We start from the raw sequence: 16,711 nt of genomic DNA on the forward strand, positions 1-16,711 counted from the left end.
ACATGACAGTAGGCAGCCTTGCGCGACCGTTGGTTAGATGTGCCGGGTTACCTGGCACTTTACGGAGCTGCTGCTGATGGGCATGGATTATCGAACGCCGACGTTAATCGCTGTCGACTCGCGTAGCTTGCCGGTTCGTTCGATTGGCTATTGCCGCAGCCGTGCGGATAGCCCCGCGCAGCGGCGCATCAACCGCAGCCTCTTTGACGTGGCTGGGCACACGTTGAAACAGTGGGATCCACGCTTGTGGGCCTTGCAGGAAACGGGCGAATCGACGCCCGCCAATCTTTCAGCGGTTTATTCGCTGTCCGGCACTACGCTGCAGGCAGACAGCGTCGATGCCGGCCGGCAAACCGATCTGTCGGGTCTCGCCGGTGAAGTTCTACTGGGTTGGGACAGCCGAGGGACGCAGCGCGACCTGCTCCATGACGAACTGCTTCGCCCCGTGGCGGTGTTCGAACAAGGCAGCGGGCAGCCGCGCCGGTGTACCGAACGCCTGACGTATGGCTCTCCGGGCCAGGGCGATCAGGACCACAATCAGTACGGGCAATTGATCCGCCACGACGACACGGCGGGCACCTTGTCACTGGCATCCTTTGCCTTGACCGGGCATAACCTCCTGCAGGAGCGCCGCTTCATCCTCGATGCGGCTCTGCCCGATTGGCCGGAAGCCGAGGGCGATCGCGAGCACCTGCTGGAGCCGGGAGACGGCGCCGTTTCGACGTGGCGCGTTGGGCCGTTGGGCGATGTGCTGGAGCGGGTCGACGCCAGGGGCAATCGACAACGGCAAGGCCTTACGCTCGATGGCCGGCTGTCAGGCAGCCAATTGCTGTTGGAGGGGCAAGACGATTGGCAGGCGTTGGTGAGCGACATTCGCTACGACGCCCAAGGACAAATCGAGCAGGAAACAGCCGGCAACGGCGTGCTGACTTCACTCACGTATGACCCAGAGGACGGACGCTTGTCGGAACGCCAAGCCATGCGTGCCGACCATGTGCTGCAACATTTGCGCTACGACTACGACCCAGTGGGCAATGTGCTGGGCATCGAAGACCAAATCCTGCCGATCCGCTACTTCGCCAACCAGCGCATCGATCCGATCAGCCGCTTCACGTACGACAGTCTTTACCAACTGATCGAAGCCACGGGTTGGGAGGCGGGAACGGTCAACCAGGGCCCGGATTCGGTGGGACGCAACGACCCGGCGGCGGTCAGCAATTACCGACAGGCCTACCGCTACGACGAGGCTGGCAACCTGTTGGAGCTGACTCACGTCGGCGCCCAAAGCCATGGCCGGGAAATCAAAGCGGCTCGCCACAGCAATCGCTGCCTGCCTTACCGCAACGGCGTGCCGCCCACCGAGGATGAAATCGCCGCCGCGTTCGATGCACAGGGCAATTGCCTGGAGCTGGACGCCGGTCGGTTCCTGGCCTGGGATCTGCGCAACCAGTTGAGGTCGGTCACGCCCATCGAGCGCGACTCGGGGCTCAACGACAGCGAAGCGTATGTCTACGACGGCGGCGGACAACGGGCGCGCAAACTTCGCACCTTGCAGACCGGCACCCGCACGCTGGCTGCCGAGGTGCGATATCTGCCGGGGCTGGAGTTGCGTGCCGACAGCGGCACGGGCGAGGCATTGCAAGTGATCGTCGCCCAGGGCGGGCTCAGCGAGGTTCGGGTCCTGCATTGGGAAAGTACGCCGCCGACCGGAGAGAACGACGCTTACCGGTTCAGCGTTGCCGATCATCTGGGCTCGGTCGGCCTGGAGGTCGCCCTTGATGGGCGGATTATCAGCCGTGAGCATTTTTATCCTTTTGGCGAGACGGCCTATTCGGCTGGGGAAAATGCGATTGAGGTGGGCTATAAGACCGTTCGTTATTCAGGCAAGGAGCGGGATGCAACGGGGCTTTATTACTATGGCTTTCGTTATTACGTCCCGTGGTTGCAGCGTTGGGTTAATCCGGATCCGGCGGGGGCGGTGGACGGTTTGAATCTATACGCGATGGTGGGAAACAATCCGCTGACATTTGTGGATACGGATGGGCGCATAAAGGAAGAGGCGGCGAGTGATAAAGGAGGCACAACACCGTTTATACCCAGTGCTCCCCCGTTCATGCCGCTATCAGTTATTCCCCAACCGCCTTCTGCGCCGGGGCCTCCTCCGCCACCGCCTTTAGCGCCGGGCCCTCCGCCCCCACCTGCGGCAGGCGCGTCATCCGCTTTATCAGTGGCTCGTCCACCGGAGCAGGGCGAAATATTTTCGCCCATTAACTTAGCGCCTCCTGAGGTGCGGGATTATGAGCCCACAGCTTCGTGGAACGTAGAAAATTATGTGGATCTTGCTGAGCTTTCCAGGAAGATAAGCGATAGGTTCAAGCTGCCAAGACAGGTAATTGCCTTAGAGCAAGTTTCACAGCATAGACTTAATACATTGATGAGTGCGGATAGGCGAATGAGTCCAGACGGAGAGTTTAATGAGTTTGGAGCTCCCGCATGGACGGCACCCGACGGGCGGATTTATATGGTGGCGGCCGCACCGGATTATTCGAATAACGGTCAGATTGATGCGGATAAAATCATATCGACCATCATTCACGAAAGTCTGCATTTTTCCTCCTTTGAACATGTAGGTCTTCAGGCGGTAACTGATATGACTGTGGCGCACGGTAATTATGATGAATACGTAACGGACTATTTCGCCAATGAGATTTTTACTGAAATGTTTCCCGGTAGAGTCTACAAGACCGGCTACTTTACAAGTGGGAATAATGGATACCTGCATTGGGGCGGTAACATGGCTAAATATATGATTGACTCTGGCCATCTAACGCGTGCCGACTTGGAAAATGGGTACTTTCGAACAGGGAAGCTGAAAAAATTGTCAGCTTCATCAATGTCAAAATGGCAAGACTTTGCCAAGCAGAATCGAAGACCTCTGAGAATGTGACCAGGCAAAAAAAGCCCCCACCCAACCCACTGCGGATAGGGGACGCAGTGGGCTGGATGAGGGCTTCTTGTCTGGCTGATCGTTGCTGATCTTATTGGGCGATAGTCTTCACCGACACGCCGCGCTCCAGTGGGGTGGAACGACCGTAGATATCTTCGAAGCGCTCGATGTCGTCTTCGCCCAGGTAGCTACCAGACTGCACTTCAATGATTTCCAGCGGGATCTTGCCCGGGTTGCGCAGGCGGTGAACCGACGCGATCGGGATGTAGGTCGACTGGTTTTCGGTCAGCAGGAACACGTTCTCGTCGCAGGTCACTTCAGCGGTGCCGCTGACCACGATCCAGTGTTCGGCGCGATGGTGGTGCATCTGCAGCGACAGGCACGCGCCCGGCTTGACCGAGATGTGCTTGACCTGGAAGCGACCGCCCATGTCCACCGAGTCATAGGAACCCCACGGACGATAGACCTCGCAGTGGTTCTGGGTTTCGGTGCGGCCCTGGGCATTGAGGGTGTTGACCAGCTGCTTGACGCCTTGGACCTTGTCCTTGTGGGCGATCATCATGGCGTCCTTGGTCTCGACCACGACGATGTTGTCCAGGCCGATCACCGACACCAGCTTGCCGTTGCCGTGGATCATGCAGTTGCGGCTGTCCTGGACCACGACGTCGCCCTTGGTGACGTTGCCGTTGGTGTCTTTGGCATTGACTTCCCACAGCGATGCCCAGCAACCGACGTCGCTCCAGCCCGCCGACAGCGGCACCACGCAGGCGCGCTGGGTTTTTTCCATTACCGCGTAGTCGATGGAGTTGTCCGGGCAGCAGGCGAAGGTGGCGTCGTCGAAGGTGATGGTGTCGGCGGTCTGCTCGCTGCGCTCAAGGGTCAGCAGGCAGGTGTCGTAGATGTCCGGATCGTGTTTCTTCAGCTCTTCGAGGAAGCGACTGGCGCGGAACAGGAACATGCCGCTGTTCCAGAAGTAACCGCCGGCTTGGACGAACTCGGTAGCGCGCTTGACGTCGGGTTTTTCGACGAAGTGGGACACGCGGCTCACGCCTTCAGGCAGCAAGGCGTCGTTGGTCGACTTGATGTAGCCGTAGCCGGTTTCCGGCTTGGTGGCCGGGACGCCGAACAGCACCATTTCGCCACGCTCGGCCGCCACGGTGGCCAGGGCCAATGCGCGTTGCAGGGCTTTCTGATCCTCGATGACGTGGTCCGCCGGCAGTACCAGCATCAGTTCGTCGCGGCCTTCGTTGACCAGCATCATCGCGGTCAGAGCCACGGCCGGCGCGGTGTTGCGACCGAACGGTTCCATCAGGATGCGCTGGGCTTCCAGATTCTGGGCGGACAGCTGCTCGTTGACGATGAAACGGTGCTCTTTGTTGCAGACCACGATCGGCGTGTCCATGCCTTCGAACACCAGGCGCTCGAGGGTCTGTTGGAACAGGGTGTGTTCGCCGGTCAGGGCCAGGAACTGTTTAGGGAATTGCTTGCGCGAAAGCGGCCAAAGACGTGAGCCACTACCACCTGACAAGATCACCGGAATCATGTTTGTTACTCCTTTGAAGCAAAAATGGTTTTAGAGCTACTGCGTTCTGTCGTTTCACTCTCTTGTTTTTGTTCCGTATCCGAATGACACCTGTGTCCTGTGGGAGCGAGCTTGCTCGTTCCCACAGGTGAAGCGTCAGTCAGAAAAACTCATCAGCGGGTGGACACCGGGCGCTTGACCCAGACAGGCGACAGGCTGCTGCCAGAACCAGTCACGTACAGTACGGCCGCTTCGCCGCGCTCAAGGGCTACTGGCTTCACATCGCCGACTTTCTTGTCGCCTTCGTACAGAGCCAGGGACACCTTCACCGGGTTGATTTCACGTTCGCCACGGCCCTTGGCCGCTACCTCCTTAACCACGTCGGTCTTGCCGTCGGCGGTCTTGAGGGTCAGCTTCTTGTCGCTGAGGTTCTGTACGCGGACCAGGGATTTCTGCTTGTTCTTGAACGGTGGTTCTTCGATCAGTTGTGGCTGGCCGCTGGCGTTGTTGACCAGGGTGTAATAGTGATCGGAGGCCAGTTTAACCGGTACGGTCTGGCTGCCTACCTTGGCGCTGTAGTCGCCGCCAGGCATGAAGCTGAAGTCGCTGCTGGCCAAGGGGGCCACGTCGCTGATGTTGGTGCTGCCGACGGTGGCGCTGACTTCGGCGTTGCTGGCGTTGTAGACCCGCACGAAGCTCGAGCCTTTCGGCGCGACAGGGCCATACAGGGCCGAGTCACCGGCGAAGGCTGAGAAGGAAAGGGCGCTCATGCTGGCGACCAGGGCAACGGCCTTGAAGGAGCGAGCAGCGAGACGACGAGGAGTAGTGTTGAAAGTCATGATGGACCTCTCTTTCAGTTTTGCGCCCGGTCGGGCGTCTCGGATTGTGTGTTAGCAGCTACGTTCTGTTGGCGGGTGCCGGCTTGCTTGAGTTCGGCGACCCATTGCGGATCGGCGTCGCCGATCTCGTTGTTCACGGGCAGATAACGTTCAGGAAACTCCCAGATCAGCACCTGTGGCGGGCTGTTCTTGAAGGCGTCGCTCTTGAGGTAGCTGAGCATCGGCAGAATCGGGCCATGGCCGTCTTCGGCGTAGTTGACGACGTCGCTGTGCAGCGCTTGCTTGAGAGCACCGACGAAGTTCCAGTTGGGGTTGGCGCTGTAGCTGGTGCCGATCAGGGCCACGGGCACCTGGGCATCGGCGAACAACGCGTCATCGCTGGCCGGCTGGTCGTCGGCTTCGCGGGTGTTGCGCTTGACTAGCGGCTCCTGGGCCGGCATCAGGTTTTCGAACAGGGGATCGAGCGGCAGGAACTGACGCAGGTCGCCCTTGTGGATGATCTTCTCCGCAGGCTCGGTGACAAAACGCTGTGGTTCGCCATTCAGTGGTGTGCGTTCGGCAATGGCTTTGGCCAGATGTTCCGCGGCAATTTGCGCGCCTTCCGGCGTCCAGTGAGTGTCGGTGCGCAGGAACACCTGCTGGCCGCTCTGCTTGGCCTGTTGCAGCGGGCCGAGCAGATCAGGAGCGAGGATCTTGTCCGTCGCCACGCGGGCGTGGAAGTCCTGGTACAGGTTGGCGTGGATGCTCGACGGCTTCACTTCACCCAGGTGCTCGGGATACAGCCGCGCCTTGGCGGGCACGATCGCCATGACCAGGGTGATGCCTTGTTCCTTGAGCTTCTGGCGCACGCCTTCGATCAGCGCGTAGTTGCCTTGCAGGTTCTGCTCTTCGTTGACGATCGGGTTGAACTCTTCGTCGCTGAACAGCCACTGGTCGCGGCCCAGGACCACGCCCTTGCGGCCTTCGTTGAACAGTTTGTAGTCCAGCGCGGCCCAGATGTTGGTGCCCAGGCGCTTGATCGGGAATTCATCGTCGTAGTGCGTTTCCACGGCCTTGGCCCAGCGACCGTTGAGCACGGTCGCATCGGGGTTGGTGCTAAAGCCTAGGAAGCTGCGCATCGACCAGATACCCAGCGCCGTCAGGATCAACATAAACAGCGCGACGTAGAAGATGCGTAATGAGCGGGTCATGTCCGGATCCCTCAGAACTGGAAGTAAAGGAACGGCGAGAAGCTTTGCGCCGACAGTTTGAGAATCGAGGCGATGAACAACAGCAGTACCAGGGCGCGCATCACATAGCGTGACCAGTCCACGGTCCAGTAGGCCGGTTGCACCTGGGCTTCGAGGCCCACGGTGTAGCCAGGTTCATGGATGGTCGACGGGTTGTCGCCCGGTACGGCTTTGATCAGCCCCGGTTGCGCGGTGGCCGGGCCATTGGCTTCGGCGCTCACCTCAGGCTTGGCCTTGACCGGCGGACGGTTGGTGTAGAAGTCCCGCAGGCCGAAGAAGGCGAGGGTGATGTAGGCCACCGCCAGCGTGGCGATCTGCAAACCGGTGAGGTTGGCGCGGGTCAGTTCCGACAGCGACCAGTCGTTGAAGCTGAACATCGCGCCGTACATGCGGCCGGCGACGTGCAGGTTCTCGGCGCGGAAGATCACCCAGCCCATCACCACTAGCAGGAACGTCAGTGCCCAGCGGATCGGGTTGATGCTGCGCGGGTTGGTGTCGATGCCCACGGCTTTTTCGATCGCCAGCCAGATCCCGTGCCACGCGCCCCAGATCACGTAGGTGATGTTCGCGCCGTGCCACAGACCACCGAGCAGCATGGTCAGGAACAGGTTGCGATAGGTCATCAGCGTGCCTTTGCGGTTACCGCCCAGGGTGATGTAGAGGTAATCGCGCAGCCAGGTCGACAGGCTGATGTGCCAGCGACGCCAGAACTCGGTGATCGATTGGCTGATGTAGGGCTGCTTGAAGTTTTCCATGAAGCGGAAACCCATCATCAGGCCCAGGCCGATGGCCATGTCGCTGTAGCCGGAGAAGTCGAAGTACAGCTGCGCCGTGTACGCCAGGGCGCCAAGCCAGGCATCGCCCGTGGTCGGGTTCTGCAGAGCGAAGCAGTGGTCCGCCACCACCGCCAGGGTATCGGCGATGAAGACTTTCTTGATGAAGCCCTGCATGAAGCGCGTGCAGCCTTCGGAGAATTTGTCCAGCGTATGGGTGCGGTTGTTGAACTGATCGGCCAGGTCACGGAAACGCAGCACGGGGCCTGCGATCAAGTGCGGGAAGATCGCCACGAATGCCGCGAAGTCGATCAGGTTGCGCGTGGCCGGCGTATCACCGCGATACACGTCGATGATGTAGCTGATGGACTCGAAAATGTAGAACGAGATGCCGATCGGCAGCAGCACGTGGGTCAGGATGAACGGGTTGAGCCCGAAGCTGGTGATGATCGCGTTGAGGCTGTCCACGCCGAAGTTGGCGTACTTGAAGTAGCCCAGGATGGCCAAGTCCACGCCCACGCCGAGCAGCAGCCAGCGCTGGGCCGGCTTGGTGCGCACGCCGGCGGCACCGACTTTCAGGCCGATCCAGTAGTTCCACAGGGTGACACCGGCGAAAAGGGCCAGGAAGTCCACGCGCCACCAGGCATAGAACACATAGCTGGCGATGAGCAGCAGCAGGTTGCGATAGCGTTGCCCGCTCAGGTAGTACAAGCCGAGAAAGATCGGCAGGAACAGGAACAGGAACACATTGGATGAAAATACCATCCCGATCTCTCCTTGTTGAATCAACAGTCAAGGGCCAGAGCCCCCCCAAACCCCCCCATGAAAACCGGGGGGTTATTGCATTTCGAACGCTTGCTTACCTGTGGCGAGGGAGCTTGCTCCCGCTCGGCTGCGAAGCAGTCGCATCGTCAGGCTTGGGGGCGCTATGCACCCCAGCGGGAGCAAGCTCCCTCGCCACAGCAAATGTGTTGAGTCTTAACTACCTTTCTCGCCTTTCTCCCGCGAAGGGTCATACACCCGGGTCAAGTCCCCGCCGAGGCGGAAGGTCTTGAACGGTTGCATTTCGTGCTTGCGTTCCAGCACGTCCTCGGAGCAGGTGTAGAGGCTGCAGAACGGTTCGAGCCAGGCGAATTTCGAATCGATCTTCAGATCCTTCATGTCCTGTTCTTCGCCGTTTTTCTCTTCGAAGATGTCCGGGTCTTTCACCCCGGCGAGCACTCGTTCACCCAGTCGCTTGAGGGCACCGTTGTTTTCCTGGCGCAGGTCCACGCCGTTGACCTGGGCGAAGCTGGCGATCATCGCCAGCGGTGGCAGGGCGTAGTTGTGGTAGGACAGGGCGCGTTGCTTGCGCTTGAGTTCGTTGGGCAGATAGCCCTCGGCATCAACCTGGTTGGCGCCGACCTTGTATTCTTTGACGGCCCAGTCGAACAGGTCGCGACGGTTGGTCGCCACGGACGTGGCCATGACCGACCAGGCGGCCCAGTACGAATGGTTGTTGATTTTCTCCAGCGGCAGGTTGTCCCAATCGCTGACCACCTGGTCGGCCATCTTGCTGAACCAGGCTTCGATCAGTTGCGCCTGTTCTTGATGGTTCGCCAGCGGGCGCGACTCGGAGAACTTCAGGCGCACATAGGCCGAAGCCATGCTGCCCAAGGCCCATTTGCGCATGGACTTGCCGGTGTGGTTGAAGTCCTTGGACATCAGCGCATCGGCCTTGGCCCAGGCGGTCAGCCAGTTCAGCGTGCATTCAAGCTGCTCGGGACGACCGTCGCGCATGAACTGCATGACTTGTTTGCTCACGCCGCGCTCGATCCTGGTGATGTCGGCGGTGCTGTCGCGGAAGGCTTTTTCCGATTGCAGGTTCAGCGTTGCGCGAGCTTTGTCGGAGCCCTCGTATTTGCTGCGAAACTGCAGCGAGCCCGTGTATGGCGTCGGCACTGCCTCGCAGCCCTTGCCGCCGTCGCCTTCCTTGACCTTTTCAATCGGTGCGAAGTAGCCCTGTGGCGGGCGCAGTGGCGCCGCGGCCTGCGTGGCCCCGGCGAACATCGCCAGGGTCAGCAGGGACGGAGCCAGCAGCGTTTTCAACGTTCGGGTGCGCATGGTTCTGGTCATGAGACGAGACCTCATTGTCCGATTTGAGCCGTTTGTTGCTCGGCTTGCGGAGATGCATTGCGTTTGCAGACTTTCGCTTCGATTTGCAGTGGTTCTTTACCGGCTTCGGGTCCCTGGACTTCGACAGCCAGCAGGTTCTGCGAGGCCCAGTCTTCGTCGGTGCGCAATTGGAAGGCGAAACGTCCGTCGGTTTCGGAGGTGTTCGGTTTTTCGATCTTGATGTCCTCGTGGCGCCCATTCATGTACCAGAGGGTGGCTTGCAAGGTTTTCACCGAGGTGTCGGCGAAGCGGATGTCGATCTGGTGACTGCCGTTACGCAGGTCCATATTCTTGCTGTTGACCATCAATTCGTTCTTGCCCGGCTTGAGCTTGGCTTTGCTGCTCATCAATGCCGGCTTGCCTTCGCAACCGTTGTTGTCCAGCAGCGCCATCATCTGGCGGTAGATGGTTTCCTGGTCCAGGCGATACAGCGGCGAGAATTCCCAGATGAGGATCTTCGGTGGGTTCTTCTGGAACTCTTCGCTGCCCAGGTACTGGATCATCGCACCCTCGAAACCGCCGCCCGGGAAGGCTACGTTGAGGATGTCGGCGCCGATGGCTTCTTGCAGGAACCCGGCGAAGTTGTAGTTCTTGCCGCTGTGACTGGTGCCCACCAGCGTGATTTGCGGGTCGCCCGCATCGCCGAACAGGTCGCCATCGCCCGCCTCGCCCTTGGGCTCGGTGGTGAACTGGTCCATGTACTGGATCGCATAGCTGGTGCCACACAGTTGCCCGGCCATGTTGTGCAGGGTGCCGGTCTTGCCCATGCGGCCGGACTTCTTGGTCTCGAATTCACGCTTGGGAATGTCGGCGAATGCCGGGATCTGCTTGACCTTCTCGGCCACGATCTTCGCCGTGCGCTGGGCGCCGTACGGGGTCCAGTGCTGGTCGCCACGGAAGTAGAAATCATGGGCCGGCAGGGTTTCGGGCAGGTTTTCGTTGGTCAGCGGCGACAGGTCCGGCACCACGTAACCCATCTGGGCGAAACGGCCGAGCATGGTTTTGTAGTTGGTCAGCGCCTTCTCGTAGTCGAAGGCGGCCTTTTCCTGCGGGTTGAGCTTGTTGCGGTTCACCAGGCCCCGGGTCGGCTGGTAGACAAGCACCAGTTCTACGCCTTTTTTCTTGAACGCATCGTGCAACTGCTGCATGCGCTTGTAGCCGGCCGGCGTGGTGTTGAACTCCGTGCGCAGGTCTTCCTGGGTACGGAACAGCCAATCGCCCTGGGCCTGGACCAGCGTGGTGAAGTTCTGCTGGTAGCGCGTGGTGTAGTTTTTCGCGTCATGGGCAGCCGGGCACAGGTTGCAGCAAGGTTCGGCGGTAAAGGTCGGTGCTTTGACTTCATCGGCGCGCGCGCCGCTTGCGGCGGCGAGAATGCCGGCGGTCAGGGCGGACAGGCCCAGAAGTTTGATCATGTGTGGGTTCATAAAGGTCATTCCTCAGTCCCGCAATTCGGTCTGGCTTTCAACAGGGTCGATCAGCACGGCTTTTTGCTGGCGCACCAGCAGGTCGAGGATTTCGTCCTGGCGTTCGCCCAGGATCCCCGTGAAGCTGATGCCGCTGGATTTGGTCGGCGCGAGCATGGACACGCGGTACAGCTCGACGCTCAAAGGCGAGTCGATGGACAGCGGGCCGCTGCCGTTGCCGGCCAGTTCGCCGCCGACCACGATCAGCGACACCTCGGTGTCGAACGGGTCGAGCTTGATGTCCCGGTCGGTGTCGGACAGGTCTTTGATGTGGCCATACAGACCGGTCAGGCCATTGGCCATGGACAGGTTTTCGTACAGTCGGATGTTTACGCTGTTACGAATCCGGATGCCGTGGCGCTGGTTGCTGATCACCTTGTTGCCCCACAACAGGTTGTCACCACTCTCATAAAGCGTGATGCCGTCGGTGTGGTTCTTGTAGATCTCGTTGTAGGCGATCACGTTGTTCACACTGTTGCGGTCGATCACCACGCCCGAGAGCTTGTTGTCGTAGCTGCGGTTGTTGAAGATGAAGCTGTCATTGACCTCACGGGAAATAATGATCCCGTGCTTCTTCTTGGTTCCGTAAACGGTGTTGTCGGCAATGATCAGCCGATGGGAACGGTCGTGGGGGTCGATGCCGTAGACGATGTTGTCTTTGTAGGTGTTGCCCTTGATCACAAAGTCTTCCGTTTCGTAGCAGTAGAAGCCGTACCACATGTCCGAGAACTCGGAACCGATGATCCAGCCGGTCGGTTCCGGGCGCTTGAGGACCTTGGCCATGTTCGGCGTGTACTGGGAAATACTCACGCCGTACGACTTACTGTTGGCGTAGCCGAAGCTGGCCATCTTGGTATTGACGATGTAGGTCTCGGTACCACCCCAGGACAGCAGGAACGGACGGAACTCGTTGGGCGAACGGAACGTGGCGGGGCCGTTGTCCTTTTCGCGCCAGCCGGTGACCTTGGTGTCGCGGATGAACATGTGCCCATCGTTGACCAGGAACGAGCCGCCCTCCTGGGACAGGCGCAGTTCCTGGGTCTGCTTGTCGATTTCCAGGATGCCTTTTTCGCCCACGACAATCGGAATTCGCGCCAGGAACACCCCTGGCGACGTTTCCTTGAGGTACTGCTTAGGCACTTTCTTGACCAGGTCCTTGAGGTTCATGTAACCGTCGTCGATGAAGATGGCCTGCGGGATGCCGTGCTGACGCACCACCCACTCGGCCATCTTGTTGTCGCCGCCGATGAAGTCCTTCAAGGCGTTTTCCTGCATCATCCGGCGCACGCTGACTTTGCCGGGCTTGCTGCGCACGATCTTCGCCGCGACCGCTTCGGCGGTATAACCCTTGAGGTCGGGCAGGGTTGGCGCGGCCAGTTCCAGCGGCGCGGTCGGCGCGCTGCTGACGGTGTAGGTCTTGGCTCGTTGCAGCTCCTTGACCACGTTGCCCGGCTTGACCGCCGGTTCAACGTTGGCGAACGCCGATGAGCCGGCCAGCAGCATCGCTGCGGCCAACAGGCTGATCGAACCTTTCATCGCCTGGCTGTTCCTGAGGTAGCGGTTCATATCGGGCACTCCCATGGCCGTTCGCATCAGAAGCGCCAGATCACGTCGACAAAGGCACGATGCATGTACGAATCGACCTCTTTGCCGTAGGCGTCGCCTGGCTTGAACACGCCGCCACGCAAGCGCACCAGCGCCGACGGCTCATCTATGGATTGACTCAGCGCAGCCGGCAACAGGCCTTGCTTGAAGTACTTGGTGACCACCAGATCGACTTCCTGGCCCAGGTCCTTCTCGCCGTCGCGCAGCGGCAGGGTCGAGGTGGACAAGATGGCGCCGGTCACGTCGTCAGTGTTGTTTTGCACGGCATTGATGCCGTTGCTGCCCACCGCCTTGTTGCCGTCCACGCGCCAGAACTTGTGGTACACGAGGCTGGCGTCGTATTCGTCGCGCAGTTGCCAGGAGCCGAACAGGCTGGCGCTCTGGGTGTTGGCCATTTCGCCACGGAAGGCCTCGCCGAAACGGTGGACGCGCGAGCGGGTGCCGGTGAAGTTCGAGCGGTTACTCTGCAGGCCGTTCTGCTCGTAGTCCTCGCTGGCGCGGGCGTAGGCCGCACCGACTTGCCATTGCGGATCCAGACGCAGGCGGATACCCAGGTCGGTGGCCCAGCCGTCAACGTCGTCGCTGCGCTTGAGCTGCGCGGGGCGGGTGCCGTCGGCGTCGAGCGGGTTGACGGTGTCGCGGTCGCCGGTCATGCCGGTGATGCTTGCCCAGTAATTGACGGTGTTGGTGTTGCGCCAGTTGTAGGCATCGCTGTTGGCTTCCAGGCCGAGCCAGGTCAGGTCACCGTTCTGGGTCTTGTCCAGGGTGTCGGTGGCTTCGCCCGGGGTCGGGTAGTCCAGGCTGCCGTTGTCATGGGTGTGGTGCGCGCGGATCCCGGCCCATTGGCCTGGCATCCATTGGTACGCCACGTCACCGTAGACGTGCAGGCGATCCTCGTCCTGGGGCGACAGTTCCTTGAGGTCGGTGCGGTATTCGCTGAAACGCTCGGCCACGCCCAGGTTGGCGCGCAGCAGGGTGGTGTCGAAGGTCCAGTTCAGGGCTTCGATGTTGGTGTCGCGCCATTGCCCGTCGTCGTTGCGCAGGCGCTGGCGACCGAACTTCAACAGTTCGCCCGGATAAGGCGTGAGGCCGCTGTAGCCAATCCAGAATTCGCGCATTGCCAGGTAGCTTTTTTCGGCTTCGCGATCACCGCTGTCGGTTTGCTGGGTCGCGTCATCCGACTGCTGCAGCGTGTCGGTCTCGATGATGTCGGTGGATGTCACGGCCTGGGCCATGGCGTAGCCGCTCCAGTTACCGCTTTCGCCATAGATCCAAGGGCGCAGGTCCAGGCCGATACCGTTGACGTCGCCACCGCTCTGGGTGCCGAGGTCGCGGTCATCTTCGGACTGGCCGGTGATCTTCACTTCCAGGCCGAAATTCTTGCTTTCGGTCAGCGCCGCCAGGGTCGGGCAGGACCACAGCAGGGCAAACGACAGGCCAATACCAGCCTGTACAAAAGGGTTGAGCTTCAAAAGCTTCATAGAGGTTCCTCGCCGTCATCTTCTTTTAGGGCTTGCAGTTCAAGCGTATCGGGGCTCATGGCGCCGCGAATGGCCTGCTCTTGTTGTAGCAGGCGTTGCGCTTGTGCAAGTTGTTCCGGCGGTAATTGTGCTTCGAGGGTCTGGGCAAGCTCGGTGGCCTGCGGGGTGTTTTGTGCCTTGGCCAACTGGCTGAACACGTAAGCGTTGACCGGGTTGGGCTTGGTGCCCTTGCCTTGGGAGAACAGCTGGGCAATGGCGTAGTCGGCGCTGTTCTGGCCGTTGCGGGCGGCCTTGAGCAGGTGGTCCAGAGCCTTTTGCGAGTACACCTGGCCCAGATAACCACGGCGATAGATCTGGCCGAGGTAATAATCGGCCGCCACTTCACGGCCCACGGCTTTCTGGAAGTGCGCCTCGGCGACCTTGGCGTCGGCGGGCACCCACTTGCCTTCGTAATACAGCTTGCCCAGCAACAGCTCGGCGCGCGGCTGGTCGGCGGCGCGGCCGTTTTCCAGGTACTGCATCATCTTGTCGACGTCACCCAGCTCGGGGAAATCGTAAAGCAGCTGCGCCAGGCTGACCCAGGAAGCGGGGTAGCCGGGGGCGATGCCTTCGAGCAACGACTGGGCGGTTTTCTCGTCGGTCTTGCCCAGGCTCTGATCGGCCAGGACGCGGGCGACGCTGTCTACACGCTGGGCCGAGACCACACCGCGGGCGTGACCGGCTTGCATCTGCTTGATCAGCTCGGCCTGTTGTTCCGGCTGGCCGCGTTTCTGGTAGACCGTGGCCAATTCGACGTAGCAGATATCGGTGGTCGCCAGGGCGGCCTTGCAGACCTTTTCCACTTCGTCCAGGTGCTGGTCGTACGTGCCCTGGGTGCGGTAGAGCAGGATCTGCGCCAGGCCGGCTTCCGGGTAGCCGGCGCTGCGCCATTGGCTGATCTGCTGCTGGGCGTTGACGTTCGGGAAGCTGTGGGGGTATTGCAGGTACAGCATCGCCAGCGGGATCAAGGTATTGCCTTCACCGTTGGCGAAGGCTTTTTTCAACAGGCCTTCGGCTTCGTGTCTTTCAGCCTCGGTGGATCCGGGCTTGGCCACCAGCAGGCGACCCAGGCGAGCCTGGGCGCGCGGCGAGATATCGGCGGCGGCGCGGTAGGTCGCCTCGGCTTTTCTCATCTGCTCGGGGTCGCGGCTGTCCACCTGGATATCGGCCAGGCCCACCTGGGCCTCGCTGTAGCCCAGGTCTGCCAGTTGCTGATAGTTCTGCTGCGCCAACGCCGTGTCGCCGCGCTTGAGGGCTTCGTTGGCCAGACGCTGGTCGGGCAGGCCGGCGCAACCGGCCAGGCTGACGGCCAGTGCCAGGGCACACAACGCATAGCCTGTGTGGGAGCGAGCCTGCTCGCGATGCAGGCTGCTCGGAGTCTCAGACAGACCGCGTCGATCCCATCGCGAGCAAGCTCGCTCCCACAGGGAACGCGGCGCATTGTTGTTTTGTGGAGTGATCACGGGCATATCCTCGACTTAAAGACCAACGGCCATGGCTTTGTCGATCAGCCAGTTCAGGCTTGGGCCACGATCGCTGACGACTTCCACGGGACGGCCGGCCAGCGCGCTGTCGAGGGCTTCGTCGGGCTGGATCAGCACGCGGATATCGGAAGACAGGTCGGCGCTTTTCAGGCTGGTGCTGCTGACGATCTTGCCGGTACGGGTGGTGTCTTCGCCGGCCACCTGGAAGCTGACCGGTGTACCTGGGCGCACGTCGCCGAACTGGCGATAGGAGAAACGCGCTTCAACGTTGGCTTCGGCGCCACGTGGAACCAGTTGGAAGATCACGTCGCCCTTGCTGGCGTACTGGCCGTTGGAAACCAGTTGCTGGGCCACGATGCAGTCGCATGGCGAGGTGAGGGTGCCGGTCATTTGCTTGCCGAACAGCTCTTCAACCTTGGCCGGCTGCAGCTGGTTGTCGTCCAGGTGACCCTTGAGTACGTCCAGCATGCTGGTGCTGAAAGTCGCCAGCGGAGCGCCTTTGGCGGCCAGGCCGTCGGCCTTGACCAGGCTCTGCACGGTGCCGTCGCGCGGCATGGTGATGGCCATGCCCGGTACGTTGACGATGCCGGCCTGGGCGTGGCTGACGAAGTACATGCCGTATACCGACTTGAAGATGAAACCGAACGCCGCCAGGCCGACAATGAAGATGCCCAGGCTGAAGGTCACGGCGCGCAGGCGGCCGAAGGCGCTCATGCCACCGTTGTCATCTTTCTGTTTGCGGGCCTTGGTGAAGTTGTCGCGTTGCAACGTCGCCAGCACGTCGCCGACGCCCACGATGTCGCCGGCCAGGTGCGAGGTGATGATATGGCGCAGTGTCGAGATGTCACGCGGCTCCAGGTTCTGGAACTGGCAACCGGTGCGGCCGGTCTGGCGGTCGTGGGAACGGATTTGCAGCTCCACATCCATGGCCAGGCCAAGGTTGTCGATCACGAACTGCAGGCGGGCCTTGTACGTCTCGCCAACCTTGAGCGGCATCTGGCCGGCGTTGAAGCACAGCCCACCGGCCGACAGGTCCAGGACCTTGACTTCCATGGGCGTACGGTCTGGGCCGAAGAAGCGCAACTTGGCCGGGATTTTGACCCGGGCGTGTTGGCGTTGGGCTTCGGATTCATGCACTACGTTGACATTCACGGCGGTGTTCATAGGGGCGATTT

General features: G+C 60.8%; 11 protein-coding genes. 1 reads left to right on the forward strand and 10 read right to left on the reverse strand.

Features of this window, described 5'->3' with window-relative positions:
* Positions 1-76: 76 nt before the first annotated feature.
* Positions 77-2,947, forward strand: a complete 2,871-nt coding sequence (locus J3P90_RS04885) for an RHS repeat domain-containing protein (protein ID WP_434675902.1) — start codon at positions 77-79, stop codon at positions 2,945-2,947.
* Between the two features lie 91 nt (positions 2,948-3,038).
* Here the strand turns inward: J3P90_RS04885 and J3P90_RS04890 are convergent, their stop codons facing one another.
* From J3P90_RS04890 to J3P90_RS04935, 10 genes are all read right to left on the reverse strand, one after another.
* Positions 3,039-4,490: a mannose-1-phosphate guanylyltransferase/mannose-6-phosphate isomerase gene (locus J3P90_RS04890; protein WP_420765398.1), complete on the reverse strand. Its 1,452-nt coding sequence runs from the start codon at positions 4,488-4,490 to the stop codon at positions 3,039-3,041.
* Between the two features lie 152 nt (positions 4,491-4,642).
* Positions 4,643-5,308, reverse strand: coding sequence for an alginate O-acetyltransferase AlgF (locus tag J3P90_RS04895; protein ID WP_420765397.1), 666 nt, complete (start codon positions 5,306-5,308; stop codon positions 4,643-4,645).
* A 14-nt stretch (positions 5,309-5,322) separates the two neighbouring features.
* Positions 5,323-6,498, reverse strand: coding sequence for an alginate O-acetyltransferase (locus J3P90_RS04900; RefSeq protein ID WP_434560489.1), 1,176 nt, complete (start codon positions 6,496-6,498; stop codon positions 5,323-5,325).
* Positions 6,499-6,509: 11 nt separating this feature from the next.
* Entirely contained in the window at positions 6,510-8,075 is a 1,566-nt protein-coding gene (locus J3P90_RS04905) for an MBOAT family O-acyltransferase (RefSeq protein WP_434675903.1), read from the reverse strand.
* 213 nt (positions 8,076-8,288) lie between these two features.
* A complete protein-coding gene (locus J3P90_RS04910) occupies positions 8,289-9,413 on the reverse strand; it encodes a mannuronate-specific alginate lyase (protein ID WP_420765417.1) in 1,125 nt (374 codons plus the stop codon).
* Positions 9,414-9,436: 23 nt separating this feature from the next.
* On the reverse strand, positions 9,437-10,888 hold the full coding sequence (locus J3P90_RS04915) for an alginate O-acetyltransferase (protein WP_434675904.1): 1,452 nt from the start codon (positions 10,886-10,888) through the stop codon (positions 9,437-9,439).
* A 12-nt stretch (positions 10,889-10,900) separates the two neighbouring features.
* Entirely contained in the window at positions 10,901-12,493 is a 1,593-nt protein-coding gene (gene algG, locus J3P90_RS04920; RefSeq protein ID WP_420765393.1) for a mannuronan 5-epimerase AlgG, read from the reverse strand.
* Between the two features lie 26 nt (positions 12,494-12,519).
* The gene (locus J3P90_RS04925) at positions 12,520-14,004 is read right to left on the reverse strand and encodes an alginate export family protein (protein WP_434676544.1); all 1,485 of its coding nucleotides are present in this window, start codon (positions 14,002-14,004) and stop codon (positions 12,520-12,522) included.
* A gap of 5 nt (positions 14,005-14,009) precedes the next feature.
* On the reverse strand, positions 14,010-15,515 hold the full coding sequence (gene algK / locus J3P90_RS04930) for an alginate biosynthesis TPR repeat lipoprotein AlgK (protein WP_420765392.1): 1,506 nt from the start codon (positions 15,513-15,515) through the stop codon (positions 14,010-14,012).
* Between the two features lie 15 nt (positions 15,516-15,530).
* Positions 15,531-16,700 carry a PilZ domain-containing protein gene (locus J3P90_RS04935; protein ID WP_420765391.1) on the reverse strand — a complete coding sequence of 390 codons (1,170 nt, stop codon included), beginning with the start codon at positions 16,698-16,700 and terminating at the stop codon, positions 15,531-15,533.
* Between the last annotated feature and the right edge of the window lie 11 nt (positions 16,701-16,711).

This window comes from Pseudomonas sp. D3-10, from assembly GCF_051132175.1.
Classification (GTDB): domain Bacteria; phylum Pseudomonadota; class Gammaproteobacteria; order Pseudomonadales; family Pseudomonadaceae; genus Aquipseudomonas.

What these genes read in the sequence shown, in the direction of transcription:
- J3P90_RS04915 (WP_434675904.1), bottom strand. Translation starts at nt 10,888, where the DNA reads ATGAACCCACACATGATCAAACTTCTGGGCCTGTCCGCCCTGACCGCC.
- J3P90_RS04905 (WP_434675903.1), bottom strand. Translation starts at nt 8,075, where the DNA reads ATGGTATTTTCATCCAATGTGTTCCTGTTCCTGTTCCTGCCGATCTTT.
- J3P90_RS04885 (WP_434675902.1), top strand. Translation starts at nt 77, where the DNA reads ATGGGCATGGATTATCGAACGCCGACGTTAATCGCTGTCGACTCGCGT.
- J3P90_RS04935 (WP_420765391.1), bottom strand. Translation starts at nt 16,700, where the DNA reads ATGAACACCGCCGTGAATGTCAACGTAGTGCATGAATCCGAAGCCCAA.
- J3P90_RS04900 (WP_434560489.1), bottom strand. Translation starts at nt 6,498, where the DNA reads ATGACCCGCTCATTACGCATCTTCTACGTCGCGCTGTTTATGTTGATC.
- algG (WP_420765393.1), bottom strand. Translation starts at nt 12,493, where the DNA reads ATGAACCGCTACCTCAGGAACAGCCAGGCGATGAAAGGTTCGATCAGC.
- J3P90_RS04895 (WP_420765397.1), bottom strand. Translation starts at nt 5,308, where the DNA reads ATGACTTTCAACACTACTCCTCGTCGTCTCGCTGCTCGCTCCTTCAAG.
- J3P90_RS04910 (WP_420765417.1), bottom strand. Translation starts at nt 9,413, where the DNA reads ATGCGCACCCGAACGTTGAAAACGCTGCTGGCTCCGTCCCTGCTGACC.
- J3P90_RS04890 (WP_420765398.1), bottom strand. Translation starts at nt 4,490, where the DNA reads ATGATTCCGGTGATCTTGTCAGGTGGTAGTGGCTCACGTCTTTGGCCG.